The sequence below is a fragment of the Mycobacterium paraffinicum genome, assembly GCF_025822865.1.
Lineage (GTDB): Bacteria > Actinomycetota > Actinomycetes > Mycobacteriales > Mycobacteriaceae > Mycobacterium > Mycobacterium paraffinicum.
Map to the genome: position 1 here is coordinate 54,100 of NZ_JACKUR010000041.1, position 19,649 is coordinate 73,748.

General features: G+C 67.7%; 20 protein-coding genes. 10 read left to right on the forward strand and 10 right to left on the reverse strand.

Features of this window, described 5'->3' with window-relative positions; translation table 11 throughout:
• The first annotated feature begins 128 nt into the window (after positions 1 to 128).
• Positions 129 to 410 (forward strand): DUF732 domain-containing protein, encoded by a 282-nt coding sequence (locus tag H7J89_RS24845; RefSeq protein ID WP_264047685.1) that lies wholly within the window; start codon positions 129 to 131, stop codon positions 408 to 410.
• Between the two features lie 131 nt (positions 411 to 541).
• Positions 542 to 1,345: an MOSC domain-containing protein gene (locus tag H7J89_RS24850; RefSeq protein WP_276042579.1), complete on the forward strand. Its 804-nt coding sequence runs from the start codon at positions 542 to 544 to the stop codon at positions 1,343 to 1,345.
• 112 nt (positions 1,346 to 1,457) lie between these two features.
• Here H7J89_RS24850 and H7J89_RS24855 read toward each other — a convergent pair whose 3' ends face one another.
• Both H7J89_RS24855 and H7J89_RS24860 read right to left on the reverse strand, forming a co-directional pair.
• Positions 1,458 to 1,703 (reverse strand): DUF6480 family protein, encoded by a 246-nt coding sequence (locus H7J89_RS24855; RefSeq protein WP_264047688.1) that lies wholly within the window; start codon positions 1,701 to 1,703, stop codon positions 1,458 to 1,460.
• 234 nt (positions 1,704 to 1,937) lie between these two features.
• Entirely contained in the window at positions 1,938 to 2,192 is a 255-nt protein-coding gene (locus H7J89_RS24860; RefSeq protein ID WP_264047690.1) for a hypothetical protein, read from the reverse strand.
• Positions 2,193 to 2,439: 247 nt separating this feature from the next.
• On the opposite strand from H7J89_RS24860, the gene H7J89_RS24865 reads away from it, so the two are divergent.
• Complete coding sequence (locus tag H7J89_RS24865; protein WP_264047692.1) at positions 2,440 to 2,997, forward strand: CsbD family protein; 558 nt, start codon at positions 2,440 to 2,442, stop codon at positions 2,995 to 2,997.
• Between the two features lie 26 nt (positions 2,998 to 3,023).
• Positions 3,024 to 3,698: an IF2 family translation initiation factor gene (locus tag H7J89_RS24870; RefSeq protein ID WP_264047694.1), complete on the forward strand. Its 675-nt coding sequence runs from the start codon at positions 3,024 to 3,026 to the stop codon at positions 3,696 to 3,698.
• A gap of 10 nt (positions 3,699 to 3,708) precedes the next feature.
• Here H7J89_RS24870 and H7J89_RS24875 read toward each other — a convergent pair whose 3' ends face one another.
• From H7J89_RS24875 to H7J89_RS24885, 3 genes are all read right to left on the reverse strand, one after another.
• Positions 3,709 to 4,386, reverse strand: coding sequence for a cutinase family protein (locus H7J89_RS24875; protein WP_264047696.1), 678 nt, complete (start codon positions 4,384 to 4,386; stop codon positions 3,709 to 3,711).
• A gap of 105 nt (positions 4,387 to 4,491) precedes the next feature.
• Positions 4,492 to 4,833, reverse strand: coding sequence for a DUF3253 domain-containing protein (locus H7J89_RS24880; protein ID WP_264047697.1), 342 nt, complete (start codon positions 4,831 to 4,833; stop codon positions 4,492 to 4,494).
• A gap of 2 nt (positions 4,834 to 4,835) precedes the next feature.
• The gene (locus H7J89_RS24885) at positions 4,836 to 5,609 is read right to left on the reverse strand and encodes an enoyl-CoA hydratase/isomerase family protein (protein ID WP_264047698.1); all 774 of its coding nucleotides are present in this window, start codon (positions 5,607 to 5,609) and stop codon (positions 4,836 to 4,838) included.
• 115 nt (positions 5,610 to 5,724) lie between these two features.
• Between H7J89_RS24885 and hrpA the strand changes: the two genes are divergently transcribed.
• Positions 5,725 to 9,633: an ATP-dependent RNA helicase HrpA gene (gene hrpA, locus H7J89_RS24890; RefSeq protein WP_264047699.1), complete on the forward strand. Its 3,909-nt coding sequence runs from the start codon at positions 5,725 to 5,727 to the stop codon at positions 9,631 to 9,633.
• A gap of 178 nt (positions 9,634 to 9,811) precedes the next feature.
• The gene (locus H7J89_RS24895; protein ID WP_372513844.1) at positions 9,812 to 11,248 is read left to right on the forward strand and encodes an FAD-dependent monooxygenase; all 1,437 of its coding nucleotides are present in this window, start codon (positions 9,812 to 9,814) and stop codon (positions 11,246 to 11,248) included.
• On the opposite strand, the gene H7J89_RS24900 is transcribed toward H7J89_RS24895, so the two are convergent.
• Positions 11,245 to 11,427 (reverse strand): hypothetical protein, encoded by a 183-nt coding sequence (locus tag H7J89_RS24900; RefSeq protein ID WP_264047703.1) that lies wholly within the window; start codon positions 11,425 to 11,427, stop codon positions 11,245 to 11,247. The genes H7J89_RS24895 and H7J89_RS24900 overlap by 4 nt on opposite strands.
• A 161-nt stretch (positions 11,428 to 11,588) precedes the next feature.
• Here H7J89_RS24900 and zwf point away from each other — a divergent pair, with 161 nt between their 5' ends.
• Complete coding sequence (gene zwf / locus H7J89_RS24905; RefSeq protein WP_264047705.1) at positions 11,589 to 13,094, forward strand: glucose-6-phosphate dehydrogenase; 1,506 nt, start codon at positions 11,589 to 11,591, stop codon at positions 13,092 to 13,094.
• A gap of 9 nt (positions 13,095 to 13,103) precedes the next feature.
• Here zwf and H7J89_RS24910 read toward each other — a convergent pair whose 3' ends face one another.
• Positions 13,104 to 14,027, reverse strand: a complete 924-nt coding sequence (locus H7J89_RS24910) for a class I SAM-dependent methyltransferase (protein ID WP_264047708.1) — start codon at positions 14,025 to 14,027, stop codon at positions 13,104 to 13,106.
• A 151-nt stretch (positions 14,028 to 14,178) separates the two neighbouring features.
• On the opposite strand from H7J89_RS24910, the gene H7J89_RS24915 reads away from it, so the two are divergent.
• Positions 14,179 to 15,060 (forward strand): HpcH/HpaI aldolase/citrate lyase family protein, encoded by an 882-nt coding sequence (locus tag H7J89_RS24915; protein WP_264047710.1) that lies wholly within the window; start codon positions 14,179 to 14,181, stop codon positions 15,058 to 15,060.
• 10 nt (positions 15,061 to 15,070) lie between these two features.
• Here H7J89_RS24915 and H7J89_RS24920 read toward each other — a convergent pair whose 3' ends face one another.
• A complete protein-coding gene (locus tag H7J89_RS24920) occupies positions 15,071 to 15,817 on the reverse strand; it encodes a sensor domain-containing protein (RefSeq protein WP_264047712.1) in 747 nt (248 codons plus the stop codon).
• Between the two features lie 412 nt (positions 15,818 to 16,229).
• Between H7J89_RS24920 and H7J89_RS24925 the strand changes: the two genes are divergently transcribed.
• The gene (locus H7J89_RS24925; protein WP_264047713.1) at positions 16,230 to 16,658 is read left to right on the forward strand and encodes a hypothetical protein; all 429 of its coding nucleotides are present in this window, start codon (positions 16,230 to 16,232) and stop codon (positions 16,656 to 16,658) included.
• A 199-nt stretch (positions 16,659 to 16,857) separates the two neighbouring features.
• The gene (locus H7J89_RS24930; RefSeq protein ID WP_264047715.1) at positions 16,858 to 18,093 is read left to right on the forward strand and encodes an osmoprotectant NAGGN system M42 family peptidase; all 1,236 of its coding nucleotides are present in this window, start codon (positions 16,858 to 16,860) and stop codon (positions 18,091 to 18,093) included.
• Between the two features lie 10 nt (positions 18,094 to 18,103).
• Here the strand turns inward: H7J89_RS24930 and H7J89_RS24935 are convergent, their stop codons facing one another.
• Both H7J89_RS24935 and H7J89_RS24940 read right to left on the reverse strand, forming a co-directional pair.
• Entirely contained in the window at positions 18,104 to 18,877 is a 774-nt protein-coding gene (locus H7J89_RS24935) for a class I SAM-dependent methyltransferase (protein ID WP_264047718.1), read from the reverse strand.
• Between the two features lie 52 nt (positions 18,878 to 18,929).
• A complete protein-coding gene (locus H7J89_RS24940; RefSeq protein WP_264047720.1) occupies positions 18,930 to 19,613 on the reverse strand; it encodes a GAP family protein in 684 nt (227 codons plus the stop codon).
• Positions 19,614 to 19,649: the final 36 nt, after the last annotated feature.

The following is a 19,649-nucleotide window of genomic DNA, read 5'->3' on the forward strand; positions in this document are numbered from 1 at the left end:
GCAATTTTCTTAGTTTTAATATTCGCGGCATCGCTCACTCATATACTGACCTTCCCTCGACACCGACAAGTAAAGAAGGGCACGAAATGCTTGCACAGCGTTGGCTGGCCAAACTGACAATTCCCGTCATGGTTGGCGCTGCCCTCACCGCAACCACCGCCATTGCTTCGGCCGACAGCACGGACGACGCATACATTGCGAAACTGCACAACCTCGGATTCACCTGGCCGTCGGGGAGTGACTCCGACATGATCGCGATGGGACACGCAGTCTGCGCCGACCGGATGGCCGGCAAAACACCGGATGCGATCGCGGCCGATTTGCATTCCAGCATGAGTTCGAAGGGCTTCTCGTTCTCGGACATGACCGGCTGGGTCAGCGCGGCGGAGTCGACCTACTGCCCGGGCTGATCGCTTCCTGACCCACCACCGGTTTTAGCGCCCCTCCCGCATACGCTGAGCGGGATAGTTGGTGCGGTCTCGCCGAGTGGGGAAGGGTAGTGGAGGATTCGACGGCATCTTCAGGATTCCCCGCGCTGGACATGCGGGTGCACAGCCTGCTCCGCTACCCGGTGAAGTCGATGCTCGGAGAAGCCGTGCCCAGCATGTTCGTCGACGAGCACGGTGCCGAAGGCGACCGGCGGCTGGCGTTGCTCGACGCCGCCACCGGGCATGTCGCCAGTGCCAAGAACGCCCGGTTGTGGCGCGGCCTGCTGAAGTGCACCGCGAATGCAGACGCCGGTCGGGTGAACGTCGCGCTGCCCGACGGCACGAATGTGACGGCCGACGACCCGGCCATCGATGATCTGCTTTCGCGGCTGGTGGGGCGACCGGTTCGACTGATCGCCCAGCGCCCCGAGGGCGCCACGCTGGTGCGCCCGGACCCGGAGAAGTTGCTCGAGCTGGGCTTGGACGCCGAGGTCAGCGGCCGCATTCTCGAAATCGCGAAGGCGACCCCGGGCGACGCGTTCACCGACGAGGCCCCGCTGCACGCGATCACCACCGCCACGCTCGACCACATCGGTGTCGAGGCGCTGCGGTATCGGCCCAACCTGGTGATCACGACGCCGCCGGGCTATCCGCCCTACGCCGAAAACGATTGGGTTGGTGCGGAATTGGCCGTCGGCGACGCGCGGCTGCGGGTCCTGACCGCCACATCACGGTGCGTCGTGCCGACCCTCGAACACGGCCCACTGCCGCGCGCGCCGCAGGCGCTCCGCACACCGGCAGCCGAAAACCGTTGGGACACAGGCGGTCATGGCGCTCAGCCGTGCGCGGGTGCTTATCTCGCGGTGTTGACGGAAGGCGTCATCCGCGTGGGTGACCGCGTCACGATCGGCCGGTGAGGGTTCAACCGGCGAAGCAGCGGTCACAGCGAGTGTCAGGCGCCCAGGTTGCGGAGCGCCGTCATCTTGGCAGTCGGGTAGCCGCCGGACATCTTCAGCGGTGACGGTCATCTCATGACGCCCCAACCAATTTCATGACGAGCAGCACCGCTACCGCGAGGAAGACGACGACGAAGACGCAAACGGCGATCACCGTTAGTACGGAACTGGAAATGAATCGCCCGGTGGGCGGCCGTTGGTGCTCACCCAGGCCCGCCGTTTGCGGTGCCGCAGGAGGAGTGGATCCCGGCGGGACGCCGCCGCCGGCCTCGAGCCCGGGCGTTTGAACCGGGTCGGGATTTGGGGGTTGTGCTGTCATCGCGGGCGCCCGTCCTTTCCTGGGCTTTCGGTGTCGCTCGCCCGGCTTTCATGCCGGGCCGCATCGCCACCCAGACGCAGTCGTCCGTGTTCTCGAACAACTCACGCCGCTCCGTGGCATTCCCGCCCAGAACGCGCCCAAACGGAATGCTGCGATTACTGGGCGATCAGCCACGCCCCCCCCCGGCGATCGCGTTGCGTATGAGCAGCATCCGGACGGTTGGAAGCCGGAAATCTAGGACTCCGAGTGTGGAGTGGGGCTTTGCACGGATTCCCACTTCGACTCCAGCGACCTCGTCACCGTGGTGCCGGCGGGCAGGTCCAGCTGAAAGGTCTCCCCGTCGTCGCCCTGGAAGGTGACGGTGTAACCCGCGTCGGTGGAGTCTTTGAACACCACCTTGTAGGGCCGTTCACCCGAGCCACGGTCGACGGCGATGAAGTCGCCAGGGGTGACGTCGTCGATCAGGTCGCTACCGGACGCTTTGGACATACGGTCGACCGTAGTCGATCGGGCAACCCGCGCCTGCACCGCGATGAGTGTCGCCCGCCCGCGACACCCGCTCTCCGCGCGAATTTCGTTGCAACGCTGGCTAATTCATTAGCGGCCGGCCCGCCCATCCGGCTACACGCGTGGGTGACGCAGGTCACATGCGGGTTTGATCGGGGTCATCGGTGGAACCACTTGGCGTGACACGAACGCACGCAATTCTTGGCTAGCGGCCGCAAGGAGATTTTCGATGAGCGAGCAGAACAAAGCCGACGAAGCGCGCAGGGGCCTGATCGATTCGGTCAAAGGCAAAGCCAAAGAGGTCTTCGGGGCCGTTACCGGCAACGAGTCGCTAACCGCCGAGGGGCAACTCGAGCAGACCCAGGCACACGAGCGCAAGGAAGCCAACGCGGTCGAGGCCGTCGCCGAGGCGCAGGCCAAGCAGGCGCAGGACGCCGCGGCCGAGGCCAGGGTCCAGGGCGCCCAAGAGCGCGTCGCGGCAAACGCGCAAGCCGTCGCCGCCGAGGAATCGATCGACGCCCAGGAGGCGGCTCAGAAGCGGGCCGCCGAGCAGGCCGCGCGGCAGCGGGCGACCGCCGAGAAGACCCAGGCCGAGCTGGACGCACAGCGTGCAGCGCAGCGAGCAAAGGCCGACGAGCGCGCCGAGATCCGTGAAGCGTCGGAGGACATCATCGACGCCGCCGCCGAGCATCAGACCTCGGTCCAGGTGGCGCGCAACGAAGAGTCGGAGGCCGACCGCCTGCGACGTCGAGCCCAGAGCGTGACCGACGAAGCCGACCTGCCCTGACGGCGGGCCACACACAGGAGAAGTTGATGAGGATATCCGAAGTCCCGTTCGCGGTTCTGCGTTTTCACTACCAGCTGGCCCGTTTCCCGCTGCAGGTCATCGAGGACCGGGTCGTCACCCGAATCCCGACCGAAGCGCCCGCGCGGCTGCTGTTCGAGCGCTCGCTCGGCATGCTGGACACCACGGTGGGCAACGTGCTCGATGACCCGAAGCTGGTCAAGCGGGGGACGGCGCTCGTCGAGCGCAGCGACGCGCTGAGCCGCGCGGCTCAGCTGGACGCGAAGGCCGCGGCCCGGAAGGAACAGGCCGACGCGAAGCTGAGGAGCGCCCGCGACGAGGCGATCGAGGACCGGCAGGAAGCGCAGGCGGCCACGCAGCAGGAGATCGCGGAGGCTCGCAACGCCGCCGAGCAACGCAAGCGGGAAGCCGCGCAATCGGCCCAGCAACAGAGCGCCGCGGCCAAGCGGCGCGCCGACGAGGCGGCGGACAGGCAGAAGCGGACGGTCGAGTCGGCCAAACGCCAGGTGGAAACCAGGACCCAGGCCGCCGAGAAGGCCGCTTCCGAGGTCGCGGCGGTGAAGATCGACGAGGCCGAGGACAAGCTGGGCGACGCCGCCGAAAAGCGCTCCGAGGCGGACCGCGTCGCGCAACTGGCGGCCGCCGAGAAGCGGCAGCGGCAAGAGGAACGCGCGAACGACTGACGGGCGCGCCTCAGACGCGCGGCGCCGGCCCCTGGTTGATCTTGTTGGCCGCGAACGTCGCGGCCTGGGCGGTCATTCCGGCGTCGATGTAGGAGACGTGCGCCATGATGTTGCCGCCTCCGGAGCAGATCGGGTCATCCGGGGCGCACAGGCTGATGGTCTTGGATCCGTACGCCGGGTTGATCGTCGGTAGCGGTTGTCCGCCCCACAGCATGGACGAAAATCCGCTGCTGGGCTCGCCGAAGAGGGCGACGGCGGCGACGTGGTCGCCGACCGAGGGCGGCATCGCGTTGGTCGCCAGATCGATCACCGTCGAACCCTGCGAGTATCCGCCGAGCACGATCCTCGAGTTCGGGCAGCTGGCGACGGTGTCTTGGATGTGCGTGCTCGCGTCATTGGATCCGGCGTTCGCGCTGTTGTGGTAGTCGTCGTTGGCCGGGTAGTTGACCGCGTAGACGTCGACGGACTTCCCGCCGAGCTGCGAGGTGAGCGAGTCCACGAAGGCCTGCCCGATGTTGCCCAGACCGGGTTCCTGATGAGTGCCGCGGGCGAAGACCACCGAGACGTCGGAGCACGCGTCTGCGGCGGCGGCGGGCAGGGCCGACGATTCCCAGACGGGGATGCTCAGCGCAGCCCAGGTCGTCGCCACCGACACACCAACTATGCGACCAAATCTGCGTGCACTCATGCCGAAATCCTGTCACATCGCCGGCCGCGGCCGTCCCGCCGGTTGACGCTGGGACGGGGAAGCGCACGTATACCGCCGAATCATGTTGCGGTGCAACGGAAGCTCTCAGTCAGCGGTAGTCCGGATGCGAATGGGGCCGGTCCAGTCGCCCTCGGGATCGACGGCGGTGCCGCGCTGCGTGATCTCCACGGCACCCGATCTGGCGAGCTGCCGCGCGACGTCACGCGCGTCGGGCATCAGCTCGCGCCAGTTCTCGCCACCCACGGCCCGGGCGGCGTCCGACGGGCAGATGCTGCTCCGCCGGCCGCGATGCTCGGCCAGCGCGCGGATCGACGATGCCAGTCGCCGCCTGATCGGCCCGTCCCCGAGCGCGATCTCGGCATGGTCGGCGCCGGGCCCACCGCCCTCACGGACCCGGCCCAGCTCGGCTCGCAATCGCTCACCCATCCCTAGCGGCCGCGCCACTGGGGCTTGCGCTTTTCGGCCCACGCCCGGAGGCCCTCGGCGACGTCCTCGGTCGCCCCGGCCACCTTGCGCATGGTCTCCCCGAAGCGAACGGCCTCGATCCAGCCCATGTCCGCCGTCCGCCACGCCACCTCCTTGGTCGCCCGCTGGGCCAGGGGAGCGGCCTCGGTCAGGGTCCGGGCCCAGGCCCGGGCCTCGGCCTGCAAGTCGTCCGGCTCCACGAGCTTCCACACCAGGCCGATCTCCTTGGCCCGCTCGGCGCTCATGGGCTTGCCGGTCAGGAGCAGTTCCATGGCGTTGGCCCAGCCGACCCGCTGGGGCAGCCGGATGGCCCCGACGATGGTGGGCACGCCGATCGACACCTCCGGAAAGCAGAACGTCGCCTCGGTGCTGGCGATGACGAAGTCGCAGAAGAGCACGCCGGTCACTCCATAGCCGATGCAGGGCCCGTGCACGGCGGCGATGGTCGGCTTGAACAACTCCATCCCGGACTCGAAGGAGTTGATCGTCGGCTTCTCCCAGAAGGTGCCGCCGAAGGTGCCCACCGAGCCCTCGCCGTCCTTGAGGTCGCCGCCGGCGCAGTAGACGCTGCCGTTGGCGGTCAGGATCGCGACCCACGCGTCCAGGTCGTCGCGGAACCGCTCCCACGCCGCGTTCAAGTCCTGGCGCAGCGGCCCGTTGATGGCGTTGCGCGCCTCGGGGCGGTTGAGGGTGATGGTCGCGACGTGGTCGTCCAGCTCATACGTGACGAGACTCATGGGTTCACCCTAGGGCGCCGAGTATGGGCCCTACGTATCAAAACTGGCGCGAACTCGTCCATCGACCCACGCTCGGCGAACGGCCCACGGCGCCCGCACGCCTACCCTGGCCCGAGTGGCCGAACTGTCCGTCGCGGAACTGCACACCCGCCTTGACGGCCTGACAACCCGCGACGCCGCACGCCTCGGAAGGCGCCTGAAGAACCTGCGCGGAGCCAAACCTGACCAGCTGCGGCAGCTCGCCGGCCAGATCGCGCAGGCCGAGGCGCTCGTCGCCACGCGGCAGGCCGCGGTGCCGGCCATCAGCTATCCCGATCTCCCGGTCAGCGGGCGGCGGCAGGAGATCGCCGACGCGATTCGGGCGAACCAGGTCGTCGTCGTCGCCGGTGAAACCGGTTCGGGAAAGACCACGCAACTGCCCAAAATCTGTCTCGACGCCGGGCGGGGCGTCCGCGGAACCATCGGGCACACCCAGCCCAGACGGCTGGCCGCCCGCACGGTCGCGCAGCGCATCGCCGACGAATTGGGCGGCCCGCTCGGCGAAACTGTCGGCTACACGGTCCGGTTCACCGATCAGGTCAGCGACCGCACCCTGGTGAAGCTGATGACCGACGGCATCCTGCTCGCCGAGATTCAGCGGGACCGCCGGCTGCTGCGCTACGACACACTGATCCTCGACGAGGCCCACGAGCGCAGCCTGAACATCGACTTCCTACTGGGTTACCTGCGCGAGCTGCTGCCGCGCCGCCCGGACCTGAAGGTGATCGTCACCTCGGCGACCATCGAGCCACAACGGTTCGCGGACCACTTCGGCGGTGCGCCGATCCTCGAGGTGTCCGGGCGTACGCACCCGGTCGAGATCCGCTACCGGCCGCTGGAAGTCCCCGTGTCAAGCGGCCGGAAGGATGATCCCGACGACCCAGACGACGAGATCGTGCGCACCGAGACCCGTGACGAGGTCGAGGCGATCGTCGACGCGATCGCTGAGCTCGAGGCCGAGCCAGCCGGGGACGTCCTGGTGTTCCTCTCGGGCGAACGCGAAATCCGCGATACCGCCGAGGCTTTGGGCGGACTGAGAAACACCGAGGTGCTCCCGCTGTACGCCCGGTTGCCGACCGCCGAGCAGCAGAAGGTGTTCGCGCCCCACACCGGGCGCCGGGTCGTGCTGGCGACCAACGTCGCCGAGACGTCGCTGACGGTGCCGGGTATTCGCTACGTCGTCGACCCCGGCAATGCCCGCATCTCGCGCTACAGCCGCCGATTGAAGGTGCAAAGGTTGCCGATCGAACCGATCTCGCAGGCCTCTGCCGCTCAACGGGCGGGCCGCTGCGGCCGGGTCGCGGCCGGCGTGTGCATCCGCCTGTATTCCGAGCAGGACTTCGCGGCACGTCCGCGCTACACCGAGCCCGAGATCCTGCGGACCAACCTCGCCTCGGTGCTGTTGCAGATGGCGGCGCTGCGGCTCGGCGAGGTGGAGAACTTCCCGTTTCTCGACCCGCCGGACCGGCGCAGTGTGCGCGACGGCGTGCAGTTGCTGCAGGAGTTGGGAGCTTTCGACGCCAAGGGCGCCATCACCGATCTCGGCCGCCGCCTGGCCCGTCTGCCGGTCGACCCGCGCCTCGGCCGGATGATCCTGCAGGCCCACACCGAGGGATGCGTGCGGGAGGTGCTGGTGCTGGCCGCGGCGCTGACCATCCACGACCCGCGGGAGCGGCCCACCGACCGCGAGGAGGCCGCCCGTCAAAAGCATGCCCGCTTCGCCGACGAGAACTCCGACTTCCTTGCCTACCTCAACCTCTGGCGCTACCTACGCGAACAGCGGAAGGCCCTGACGGGCAACGGGTTTCGCCGCATGTGCCGAGATGAGTTTCTGCACTACCTGCGCATCCGCGAGTGGCAGGACCTGGTCGGGCAACTCCGCGGAATCGCCCGCGACCTGGGCGTCGTTGAAGGCGCCGCGTCCGATGAACCCGCCGACCCGGCGCAGGTGCACGCGGCGCTGCTGGCCGGGCTGCTGTCGCACATGGGCATGCGCCGCGAGGACGGGCGCGAGTACCTGGGCGCGCGCAACTCGCGATTCGTCCTCGCACCGGGCTCAGCGCTCACCAAACGACCACCCCGCTGGGTGGTCGTGGCCGAGCTGGTGGAAACCAGCCGCCTGTACGGGCGCACCGCCGCGCGCATCCAGCCGGAGGCGGTCGAGCGGATCGCGGGCGACCTCGTGCAGCGCACCTACAGCGAACCGCACTGGGACGCCAGGCGCGGCGAGGTGATGGCCTACGAGCGGGTAACGCTGTACGGCCTGCCGCTGGTTGCGCGACGGCGCGTCGGTTACGCCCGGGTGGAGCCGGCGATCGCGCGGGAGTTGTTCATCCGGCACGCGCTGGTGGAGGGCGACTGGCAGACCCGCCACCACTTCTTTCGCGACAACGCGCGGCTGCGCGCCGAGCTCGAGGAGCTGGAGGAACGTGCCCGCCGCCGCGACCTCCTCGTCGGTGACGACGAGGTGTACGCCCTCTACGATGCCCGCATCCCGGCAGACGTCGTCTCCGCACGGCACTTCGACGGGTGGTGGAAGAAGGAGCGCCACAAGACACCGGAGTTGCTGACCTTCACTCGGGACGACCTGTTGCGCACCGGCGACACGGCCGACGCCGAGCGCCCGACCGCCTGGCATTCCGGCGACGTCACGCTGCCTCTGACCTACCGGTTCGAGCCGGGTGCCGCCGACGACGGCGTCACGGTGCACGTGCCGATCGATGTGCTCGCGCGGTTGGGCGGTGACGAGTTCGCCTGGCAGGTGCCGGCGCTGCGCGAGGAGCTGGTGACCGCGCTCATCCGCTCACTGCCAAAAGACCTGCGCCGCAACTTCGTTCCCGCCCCCGACACCGCCCGTGCGGTGCTGGCAGGGATCGACCCGGCGGGGGAGCCGTTGCTGGAGGCGCTGCAGCGCGAATTGCGCCGTCGCACCGGCGTTCTGGTGCCCGTCGACGCGTTCGACCTCGACAAGTTACCGGCGCATCTGCGGGTGACCTTCGCTGTCGAATCCTCCGACGGTACCGAGGTCGCCCGCGGAAAGGACCTCGACGCGTTGCAACTACGGCTGGCCGCGCCCGCTCGTCAGGCCGTGGCGGGGGCGGTCGCCGGCGGGCTGGAACGGACTGGTTTGCGCACCTGGCCCGACGACCTCGACGCGCTGCCGCGTGTCGTCGAGCGAACGGTCGACGGGCGCGCCGTGCGCGGCTTCCCCGGCTTCGTCGACGCGGGCAGCGCGGTCGACCTGCGGGTCTTTGCGACGCCGGCGGAGCGGGACAACGCGCTGGGGCCCGGGATGCGGCGATTGGTGCGGCTGAGTGTGGCGTCGCCGGTCAAAGCCGTTGAGCGACAACTGAGCCCACGGACCCGCCTGGCGCTCGGCGCAAACCCGGACGGCTCGCTGACCGCGCTGCTCGAGGACTGCGCCGACGCCGCGGCGGACGCGCTGGTGCCCGCGCCGGTGTGGACCCGCGAGGAGTTCGCCGCGCTGCGCGAGCGGGTGGGCAAGGCGCTCGTGTCCGCGACCGCCGACATCGTGGCCCGCGTGGAGCAGGTGTTGGCCGCCGCGCAGGACGTGCAACTCGCCCTGCCCGGCCGGCCGCCGCCCGCGCAGTCCGAGGCGATCGCCGACGTCCGCGCTCAGCTGGACCGACTGTTGGCGCCGGGGTTCGTGGCCGCCACCGGAACTGTCCACCTGGGCGACCTCACCCGCTATCTGGGCGCAATCCGCCGGCGCCTCGAGAGGCTGCCACACGGGATCGACGCGGACCGGGAGCGAATGCAGCGGGTACGCGCCGTGCAGCGCGCCTACGACGATTTCACACAGTCGCTGCCGCCCGCGCGGCAGGCGGTGTCCGACGTCCGCGACCTTGGGCGGCAGATCGAGGAATTACGGGTGAGCCTGTGGGCCCAGCAGCTGGGCACAACGCGGCCGGTGAGCGAGCAGCGGATCTACCGAGCGATCGACGCGCTACGCGACCGTATGTGAATTATTGCCCTCCCACTCTCAACCTATAGCGCACCGGGGGGCTTGCGGCAAGGGCTGGGTGATGCCGCACAATCGCTGGCCGAAGCCAATTTTCGCGCTCATCAGGGGGTTGGGAGTGTTGTCACACGAGAACGTCGACCACGCGGTGCTGATCGCTGGAGGAGGCCCGACCGGCCTGATGTTGGCCGGTGAGTTGGCGCTGGCGGGGGTTGATGTGGCGGTACTCGAGCGGCGCGCAGGCCAGGACCTCATCGGTGCACGTGCCGGGGGTCTGCACGCGCGCACCATCGAGGTCCTCGATCAGCGGGGCATCGCCGATCGGTTTCTGGCCCGGGGCCAGGTCGCCCAGGTCGCCGGGTTCTCCCAGATTCGGCTCGACATCAGCGACTTTCCCACCCGGCATCCCTACGGTCTCGCGTTGTGGCAGAACGAGATCGAACGCATACTCGCCGACTGGGTGAACGAGTTGGGGGTGCGGTTCTATCGCGAACATGAGGTGACGGGCATCGCCCAGGACCGCAGCGGCGTCGACGTCGCCTTCTCCGATGGTCGAATCCTGCGAGGGGCATACCTCGTCGGCTGCGACGGCGGGCGCAGCGCGGTCCGTAAAGCCGCCGGCATCGATTTCCCCGGCTGGGAGCCGACGGCCAGCTACCTGCTCGGCGAGGTCCAAATGGATTTCGGGACAGGGGATTCGCCGGTATGGGGCATCCGCCACGATGCACTCGGGGTGCATTCCCTCTCCGCGTCGGAGGAGGGCGGGCCGGTGCGTGTCATGGTCACCGAGCGGCGCCTCGGGCCAAGCAGCGAACCCACGCTAGGCGACCTGAGTGAGGCACTGATCGCCGTCTACGGCACCGATTACGGAATACACAGTCCCGCTTGGCTTTCCAGATTCACCGACATGGCGCGACAGGCCGCAACCTATCGCGACCGGCGCGTCCTGCTGGCCGGGGACGCCGCGCATGTCCACCACCCAGTGGGCGGCCAGGGGCTGAACACCGGCGTGCAGGATGCGGTCAATCTGGGGTGGAAGCTGGGACAGGTGGTCAACGGCACGTCGCCCGGCACCCTGCTCGACAGCTACCACACCGAACGCCACCCGGTCGCCGCGCGCGTGCTGCGCAACGCGATCGCGCAGATGGCGCTTCTTCGCCCCGACGACCGAACGAAGGCCTTGCGCGACACCATGGCCGACCTGCTCGCCATGGAAGAACCTCGCCGACGGTTCGCCGCCATGATGTCCGGCCTGGACATCCGCTACGACCTGGGCGACGCACACCCGCTGCTCGGACGGCGCATGCCCGATCTTGACCTGGTCACCGCCGAGGGGCCACTGCGGGTTTTCACGCTGCTACACCGGGCCCGACCGGTGCTGCTCAACCTCGGCGAAGCGGGCCGATTCGACCTGGCTTCCCGGGCGCACACGGTCCAGCTGATCGACGCGGAATATGGCGGTAACTGGGAACTTCCGGCGGTCGGCACGGTATCGGCTCCCGACGCGGTCTTGATTCGTCCGGACGGGCATGTGGCCTGGGTCGGAAACGGCACCGATGAGGGCCTGGGCGACACGCTCACGGCCTGGTTCGGCGCCCCGCCCGGCCCTCAGGTCTAATCCGGCGGTTCATCGCCCGAGCCGACGGTGGGGGCGCGTTCCCGGTCGCTGGGCTTGCCGGCAACGCCTTCGGCTTCCCGGGCGTCGGCGACCTTCTCCTCGAGCCGGTCGACGATGTCTTCGAGCTCCTGAGAGTGGCCCCGGGGGTCTTTGTCGGGTTTCGTCATATCGCTTTCCATCGACTGTGGTCGGGCACGGCCCGTCGCTATCCAGTACCCCATCCGCCGGCTGGTAACCGGGCGGCCATGGTGATCCTCGGTTCGTGGCGGCAGCGGCCGCGTTGGCCGAGCTAGGAGTGACGGACGCGACATTACGCCGTGGCGGTGGAAGTATCGCAGGGGTGGCCGATAAGAAACCGCAGACCATCTCGTACCCGGCGGCCGACAGGCGTCCGCGCCGCCACGAATCCGAGCCGCTTGACCCCCATGTCATCGTTCTGTTTGGTGCGACCGGGGATCTGGCGAAACGCCGGCTGATCCCCGGCCTGGCGTATCTGGACCAGTCCGAGCTCGCGCCCGACATCCAGATCGTCGCGACGTCGCTGGAAGACCTCAGCGACGACGACTTCCGCGAGATCGCCAAGGATGCGATCGAGTCGTTCGGCAGGCACAAGCTCACGTCCGAACAGTGGGCCAACTTTGCGAAGATCATTACCTACGTCCCCCAGGGGAAGGGACCGGAAGCGCTGGCGGCCGCAGTCGCCGAGGCCGAAGCCGAGCTGGGCCCCAACGTCAGGCGGCTGCATTACCTGTCGGTGCCCCCCAAAGCCGCGCGCGAAGTCATCACCATGCTGAGCGACGCCAAGCTCGTCGAGCGCTCGCGGGTGGTGATGGAGAAGCCGTTCGGGACCGACTTGGCCAGCGCGGTGGCGCTCAACGATTTCGTGCACGAGACGTTCGAGGAATCCCAGATCTTCCGCATCGACCACTTCCTGGGCAAGGAGGCCGCGCAGAACATCCTGGCGTTCCGCTTCGCCAACGGACTGTTCGAGCCGATCTGGAACCGCAACTTCATCGACCACATCCAGATCGACATCCCCGAGGCTCTCGGCCTGGATCAGCGAGCGAACTTCTACGAGGAGACCGGCGCCTACAAGGACATGGTCGTCACCCACCTGTTCCAGGTGATGGCGTTCGTCGTGATGGAGCCGCCCACGGCGCTCGAACCTTTCGCCATCAGCGAAGAAAAGAACAAGGTGTTCCGCTCGATGCTGCCGGTCAAGCCCTCCAACGTAGTGCGCGGCCAATACAACGGATACCGCGAAGAGAAAGGCGTGGCAAAGGATTCCGACACCGAGACGTTCATCGCCCTCAAGGTCGGCATCGACAACTGGCGCTGGGCGGGCGTGCCCATCTATTTGCGTACCGGCAAGAAGATGGCCGAGGGCATCCGCATCATCTCGATCGCATTCCGAGAGGCGCCCCGGACAATGTTTCCGCCAGGCTCGGGGGTCGGGACTCAGGGTCCCGACCACCTGACGTTCGACCTCGCCGACAACTCGAAGGTTTCGCTGTCCTTCTACGGCAAGCGGCCGGGCCCCGGGATGAAACTGGACAAGTTGTCCATGCAGTTCTCCTCGCAGGAGATCGACACCGTCGTGGACGTGCTGGAGGCATACGAACGGCTCATCCTCGACGCGATGCGGGGTGACCACACGCTGTTCAACACCGCGGAGGGCATCGAATCGTTGTGGGAGCGTTCGCAGGAGCTGCTCGACGACCCCCCGCCGGCGAAGATGTATCAACCGGGCACCTGGGGTCCCAACGCCATCCATCAACTGATCGCGCCCAATGCGTGGCGGTTGCCCTTCGAGCGGGAGTGGCGCGACGCCAGGCCCGACTCCTAGCCGGCGCGGTCAGCCCAGTTCGGCGCTGATGTAGGTGATCGCGTGCCGAAAATCCTTGAGCATCTCGTTGTCGGGAACGACGAAGCCGTGTTCGGCGTAGAGCTGCTCGGTCGGGTGGGGGGTGACGACCCAGCCGGTGTCGGCGAGGTGCGCCCCGGCGGGTCGCCGCGCCCCCTCCCACACGAGATCGGCGACGTCGATGTCCAGCCCGTGCTTACGCCAGGTGGTGCGCATCGCCCGGGCGCGCTCGTCGGTGAACACACCCATGTCGGTGATGTTCTCGGTTGCCAGCCGGCTGCCCGGTGCGCTGAGTGCGGTGATGCTGTCCAGGAGGCGGTCCTGCGCCTGCGGCGGCAGGTAGGGGAGCAGGCCTTCGGCGATCCAGGCCGTCGGTGCCGTCGGGTCAAAACCTGTGCCGCGCAGCGCGGTTGGCCAATCGTCGCGCAGGTCGATCCCTACGGTTCGGCGTTCGGCGGTCGGTTCGGCGCCGAACCGGGCCAGCGTTTCGCTCTTGAAGGCGATGACCTCGGGCTGATCAACCTCGTAAACCACCGTCCCCGCCGTCCAGGCCAACCGATAGGCGCGGGCGTCCAGCCCGGCTGCCAAAATCACGGCCTGACGTATCCCGCTGCTGGATGCCGATGTGAGGAAATCATCGAAATACCTGGTGCGCACGGCGATCTGCTCACGACGCTGCTGCAGGGTCAGCGGCATGTCGTCGTTGTCGAGCGGGATCTGGCCGTCGAGCATGCGGACGAAGAAGGGGTGCCCGACCGCGCGCACCAACGGCTCGGCGAACCGGTCATCCAGCAACGGGTCGGGCTCGCGGGAAGCCAGCGCCCGAGACGCGGCGACCATCGTCGCGGTCGCCCCAACGCTGGAAGCCAAGTCCCAGCTGTCGCCCTCGGTGCGCGCCGAACCAAGTGATGACACTCGCCGCTCCCTCCTGGGATTCGGCCGCCGCGGCGGCACGATTTCGGATGTTCGCCGCCGACGGACTGCGCGGCCACACTGAGATCGAAGGGTACTTTCTGCCTAAGCCGCGCTCACCACGCCCCGCTCGAGACAGGAAGCGAATCACTGGATGGCACCGACTCTGCGCCCGCGCCGCTCCGCGTTGTACCTGCCCGGCAACAAGCCCCGCGCATTGGAGAAGGGGAAATCGCTGCCCGCGGACGTGGTCATCCTCGACCTCGAGGACGCCGTAGGACCCGACGCCAAGGCCGACTCGAGGGCCACGGTGTGCGACGCGATCTCCCCGGACAGCTACGGGCCCCGGGAGGTCGTGGTGCGCATCAACGGCCTAGACACCGAGTGGCACGACGAGGACCTGGCCGCCGTGGCCGGTTCGGGTGCAAACGGCGTGCTGGTGCCGAAAGTCGAGTCAGGCGATCAGGTCCGAGCGCTGACCGCGACGCTGGTCAAGCTCGGCGCCCCGGAGTCGTTGCAGCTGTGGGTGATGATCGAAACACCGCGCTCCTTCCTCAGGGTCGAGGAGATCGCTTCGGCCAGCGAGCGACTGGCCACGCTGGTGATCGGCACCAACGACCTGGTGAACGATCTGCACGGATTGCATGTGCCTGGCCGCGCGCCGGTCGTGCCCGCGTTGGCGTTGGCGGTGCTGGGTGCCAGGGCGGCGGGAAAGGTGATCTTGGACGGCGTGTTCAACGACATCACCGATGACGACGGATTTCGCGCCGAGGCTCGGCAGGGCCGCGAAATGGGTTTCGACGGCAAGACTTTGATCCATCCGTCCCAGATCGGCCCGGCCAACGACCTGTTCGGTCCGTCGCAGCAGGAAGTCGCCGACGCCCGTAAGGTTGTCGCGGCCTACGAGGAGGCGCGGGCCGCGGGGACCAGTGTCATCACAGTGGACGGTCGGATGGTCGAGGGCCTACATGTCCGCAACGCGGAGCGGATCCTCGCGCTCGCGGACCTGATCGCGGAACTGGCGTCCGCCTCCTAGGCGTACGGGCTCATGGCTTGTCGACTCGGCCGGCGATCTGGCCGGCGAGTTTGACCGCCAAGTCGGCCGGTTCCTTGCGGACCACACCGACATCGATCGCCACATTGTTGCGCACGGTCAGCGCGCGCTGGCAGGTCATGGTCAGCAGGACGTTGCCGTTGTCGCGCAGCGTCATCGTCAGGGTGGTGCTCAACATCCCGTTGGCGTTGGAGACCGGTCCCACCTGCCACCCCGTCTCGGGGGTGTCCTGCCCGGCGGGAGTGGTGAATTGTCGGTTGGCGCAGGCCGGCCAGCGCTGCGCCGAGCTACTGAAGAAGGCATTCGCCTCCTTCGGAGACGGGAACAGCACCAGTACCTGGCCCACCTCGGGATCCGGTTCATTGGAATTCGGGGGAAGGGACGCAACCTCGTCGTCGCCGCTGACCGCGGTGTAACCGCTGCCCGCATACACGGGAGCCTGACCGGGGCCGATGGCATAGACGCAGTCGTCGGGGAATTTCCAGCCCGCGGGCCACGGCTGCTTCGCGTTGTCGTCTTGGAGCTTGTCGTTCTTTTCCTTGCTCTTCGATCCGGTCACACCCAGCGCGCTGTCGATCTCCGCCGAACCGAGCAACAACCCCGACAGCGCCGCCTGCGCGACCGGCGGACGCGTCGAGGTCGTCGTCGACGAGCCCGGGCCGCCTTCGTTGCTACTGCCGCACGCGGCAACCAGTAATCCGATGGCCGCGATGGAGATCGCGGCTGACAGTCGGCGCATGTGTAGCTCACCTTTCACGGTCGCGTTCGGCTCTTCAAGCTTCCGCGCGGCCAGACGCATCCACGACCAAGCTGAGAGGTGGACGGAAGCATAACCGCTCGGACAGCAAATTGCGTGATTCCTCGAAAGTGTTCCGTGAATCGTCGTTTGAGCCTCGGGATCAATGTCGGTCGTGGAGCGCACCCCCCGAGCCAAGACCGACGGATCCGGCCCCGCTCGGCGCCCCGTAACCGGGAATCGTTCGCAGATCAAGGGTTTCCTAGGGCAACAAAACCGGGGAAGTACCGTCCACCGACGCAGGTACCGCAGGGCGTCTCCGATTCAAATACGAATTAAAACCGCGGCGTGGGTATGTCGGTTGCCGGTAAGGTGCATGCAGCAAACGCCATTCGTTGGAACAGAGGAGTCTCCGATGCGGCTAGACCGAATCATGATCGCGGGAGTGGTCGCCATCACGATCGTTGCAGCGGGGTGCTCGAACGGCTCGTCAACGTCGGGCTCCTCGTCCAGCCAATCGGCGACCTCGGGCTCGCAGGCGCCCAGCTCGGCACCGCCGACGACGACACCACCTTCGTCCTCCGCGCAGGGCGGCTCCTTCGATCAATCCACCTGCCTGGACATTTCCTTCACGAAAGACAACCTGATGGTGGCGCAGAAACCCGAGGATGCGCGCAAGTTCGCCGACACGCTGGAAAAGTACGGGCCTCCCGAAACGGTGAAGGCCGCGATCGAGCACTTCGTCACCACCGTCGGCGCACAACCCAACGATCCTGACCTCAACGCCAACAGGGATGCGCTTACCGCCTGGATCAAGCAGGTGTGTCCCAACGTCAACCCATAGCATCTGATGAGCTAAGTCCGCCGCCTTTGCGCGCGAATGCGGTTGCGCCAACGGGCGTCCGGGCATCACGTGCTCTACCGTGTTGGCAGGCGGGGGACAGGGTGCCCCATCTCGGCGCGGACACCTGCCCGGACCGGTGAGTCGACGGTGACCACGCGGTAGGTTGAACGCGGTTCCGGACGATTCGAGAGGAGACACCGTGCGTCACAGCGCGGCCATGGCCGAGGCCGACCGCACGTGGATGGTTGACACGCTGCTCGCGCTGCTGCAGACGCCAAGTCCGGCGGGGCGGACGGACGCGGTGATGCAGCTCATCGGCGACATCTTCGACGACTTTGGTGTGCCGTTCTCCCTGACCCGGCGCGGTGCGCTGACCGCCGAACTCCCCGGGGAATCGGCGGCCATCGACCGCGCGGTGGTCGTTCACGCCGACACCATCGGCTGCATGGTGCGACGGCTCAAGGACAACGGCCGTCTGGAGGTCATTCCGGTCGGCACCTTCTCGGCCCGGTTCGCCGCGGGCGCCCGGGTGCGGATCTTCTCCGACGACCCCGACGAATTCATCACCGGCACGGTCATGCCGCTCAAGGCCAGTGGGCACGCCTTCGGCGACGAGATCGACCTGCAGCCAACCGACTGGGAACACGTCGAGGTCCGCGTCGACCGCAAAGTGTCTTCGCGGGAGGACCTCGTCCGCCTCGGCCTGCAGATCGGCGACTTCGTCGCCTTGATCGCCAGCCCCGAGCTGACCGCCGACGGCTACATCGTTTCTCGTCACCTCGATGGCAAGGCGGGCGTCGCGATCGCGCTCGCGCTGGCCAAGAATTTCGCCGAGAACAAGGTGGTGCTGCCGCACCGCACCATGGTGATGATCACCATCACCGAGGAAGTCGGCCACGGTGCGAGCCACGGCTTGCCCGCCGATGTCGCCGAACTGGTCTCGGTGGATAACGCGGTGTGCGCGCCCGGCCAGCATTCCATCGAGGACGGCGTGACCATTCCGATGGCTGACCTGCACGGTCCGTTCGACTATCACCTGACCCGCAGGCTCTGCCGGCTCGCGCAGGAGCAGGAAATCCCTTGCGCGCGGGATGTCTTCCGCTTCTACCGCTCCGATGCCGCCGCGGCGATCGAGGCGGGCGCGGGCACCCGCGCGGCGCTCGTCGGCTTCGGGCTCGACGGCAGCCACGGTTGGGAACGCACCCATCTGGATTCGCTGCAGGCGGTGTACTGCCTGCTGCACACCTGGCTGCAGACGCCGCTGACCTTCGCCAAATGGGATGCCAAGCCGTCGGGACAGCTGCGGGACTTTCCGTCGTCCAAGCAGCCCGCGCCGAGCGAGCGGTGGGTGCCGCTGGCCCGCGGGGAACACGATTCACCCGGCGAGGCGTCGCCGGGATCGCACTGGCCGCCCTCGGAGGGCCCCCAGGCCTGAGGCGGTACGCCTAGCGTTCGACGCCGCGGGGAATCCGGTCGGCGCGCCAGCACCGGGACTTCATGGGGACCTCGATCGCTTCGGCATCGGAGAAACGCTCGTTCAAGGCGGCGCGGGCACTGGCCAGGCGCGCCGCGCGCTCATCCGCAGACGCGATGATCACCCGACTGTAGGTGCCCACCATTGCGACGACATCCTCGATGCTCATCGTCCGCGCGAACGTGAATGTCTCCCGAGCGACGTTGTGGAAGATCTGCGGGTCGGGGAGCACAACGTTTTCGTGGCGCCGGCGGAAGCGGTCGGGGGAGTCCGCCTCGAGTGTGTCCTCGCCCGGCAGCAGGTCGAGGTCGCGCACCCAATCAACGTCACGATCTCGACTGGTCCAGATCAGGCCGAATCGCCCGCCGTCGCGCAGCACCCGGCCGATCTCCGGAACGGCCCGTTGAGGATCCATCCAGTGCCATGCCGACGAAACAAACACCGCGTCCGCGGAAAGGTCGGGAAGCGGAATCGACTCCCCGGTGCCTTCGACGGCACGAACCTCGGGAGACCGCTCGGTGAGTACGGCCCGCATGCGCGCATCGGGTTCCACGGCGATGACCGCCGCCGCCCTGTCCACGAGTGTGCGGGTGAACAGCCCCGTGCCCGCGCCCAAGTCGACGGCCACCCCGCAATGGGGCGGCACCAGCCAGTCCACGGCTTGCTGCGGAGGGTGCGGACGAAACCCGTCATAGTCCTCGGCGATCGAGCCGAAGGACGTCGCGCGCTCTTGACGATCAGTCACACGCAACAAGATATTGCGGCTCGCTATGCAAGAGATGAGAAAGAGTGCCGCGTCACCACAGGGCGCTGTGATTGACGAGCGCGTCGGCCACCAGTCCTATGCCGAAGACCAGGAACAACAGCCGCACCGACATCGGGCCGTAGCGGGTCAGGGCGCGGACGAGCCTGCGCTGAATGCGCTTGGCGCGCATGGTTCGTCTCATCGAAAGGGCAAGGATCAGCAGCGGTGGGGAAAGCGCGATCGCCCAATAGGCGACGATCACCAAGGGCCAGAACGGTGGCCTCGGGTGCAGGGCGGCGAGCATGGCGAGCCCCGTGAGATAGGGGATTGCGGTTGGCGCCTGCCCGCTACCGACGGCCAATCCGAGAAACCCGAGCAGCCATGGCCGCTCGCGCATCGCCGCCAAAGCCCAGCCGGGAGCCGATGATTGGGCGGTCAACGGGAAGTACGCCAGGCCGGTCAGCACGAGGCCGAGCACCAGCTCGCCGCGAAAACGGATTGCCGGTGTGACATGGAAATCGACGGCATGGGTCAAGAAACTGAGGCCCAGCACCGTGCACAGCCCGAAGGTGGTTGTCACGGCGAACACGCCCGCGATGAAGCTCAGGGCACCCGGAATCGGCGACCGGCGATTCAACCGGCTGTCGAAAATGACGGCCGAGACGACGCCCAGATTGAGGACGTTCAACGAATCGAGAAACGCCAGGCCCGCAAGCGCCAGCACAAGAGCACCCACGCGCCTGAACCCGGCTACCGAGGGGACTGGCCGGGC

What these genes read in the sequence shown, in the direction of transcription:
- H7J89_RS24850 (WP_276042579.1), top strand. Translation starts at nt 542, where the DNA reads ATGCGGGTGCACAGCCTGCTCCGCTACCCGGTGAAGTCGATGCTCGGA.
- H7J89_RS24865 (WP_264047692.1), top strand. Translation starts at nt 2,440, where the DNA reads ATGAGCGAGCAGAACAAAGCCGACGAAGCGCGCAGGGGCCTGATCGAT.
- H7J89_RS24855 (WP_264047688.1), bottom strand. Translation starts at nt 1,703, where the DNA reads ATGACAGCACAACCCCCAAATCCCGACCCGGTTCAAACGCCCGGGCTC.
- H7J89_RS24915 (WP_264047710.1), top strand. Translation starts at nt 14,179, where the DNA reads ATGGCACCGACTCTGCGCCCGCGCCGCTCCGCGTTGTACCTGCCCGGC.
- H7J89_RS24880 (WP_264047697.1), bottom strand. Translation starts at nt 4,833, where the DNA reads ATGGGTGAGCGATTGCGAGCCGAGCTGGGCCGGGTCCGTGAGGGCGGT.
- H7J89_RS24875 (WP_264047696.1), bottom strand. Translation starts at nt 4,386, where the DNA reads ATGAGTGCACGCAGATTTGGTCGCATAGTTGGTGTGTCGGTGGCGACG.
- H7J89_RS24885 (WP_264047698.1), bottom strand. Translation starts at nt 5,609, where the DNA reads ATGAGTCTCGTCACGTATGAGCTGGACGACCACGTCGCGACCATCACC.
- H7J89_RS24925 (WP_264047713.1), top strand. Translation starts at nt 16,230, where the DNA reads ATGCGGCTAGACCGAATCATGATCGCGGGAGTGGTCGCCATCACGATC.
- H7J89_RS24900 (WP_264047703.1), bottom strand. Translation starts at nt 11,427, where the DNA reads ATGGAAAGCGATATGACGAAACCCGACAAAGACCCCCGGGGCCACTCT.
- H7J89_RS24870 (WP_264047694.1), top strand. Translation starts at nt 3,024, where the DNA reads ATGAGGATATCCGAAGTCCCGTTCGCGGTTCTGCGTTTTCACTACCAG.
- H7J89_RS24895 (WP_372513844.1), top strand. Translation starts at nt 9,812, where the DNA reads ATGTTGGCCGGTGAGTTGGCGCTGGCGGGGGTTGATGTGGCGGTACTC.
- H7J89_RS24860 (WP_264047690.1), bottom strand. Translation starts at nt 2,192, where the DNA reads ATGTCCAAAGCGTCCGGTAGCGACCTGATCGACGACGTCACCCCTGGC.
- H7J89_RS24920 (WP_264047712.1), bottom strand. Translation starts at nt 15,817, where the DNA reads ATGCGCCGACTGTCAGCCGCGATCTCCATCGCGGCCATCGGATTACTG.
- H7J89_RS24845 (WP_264047685.1), top strand. Translation starts at nt 129, where the DNA reads ATGGTTGGCGCTGCCCTCACCGCAACCACCGCCATTGCTTCGGCCGAC.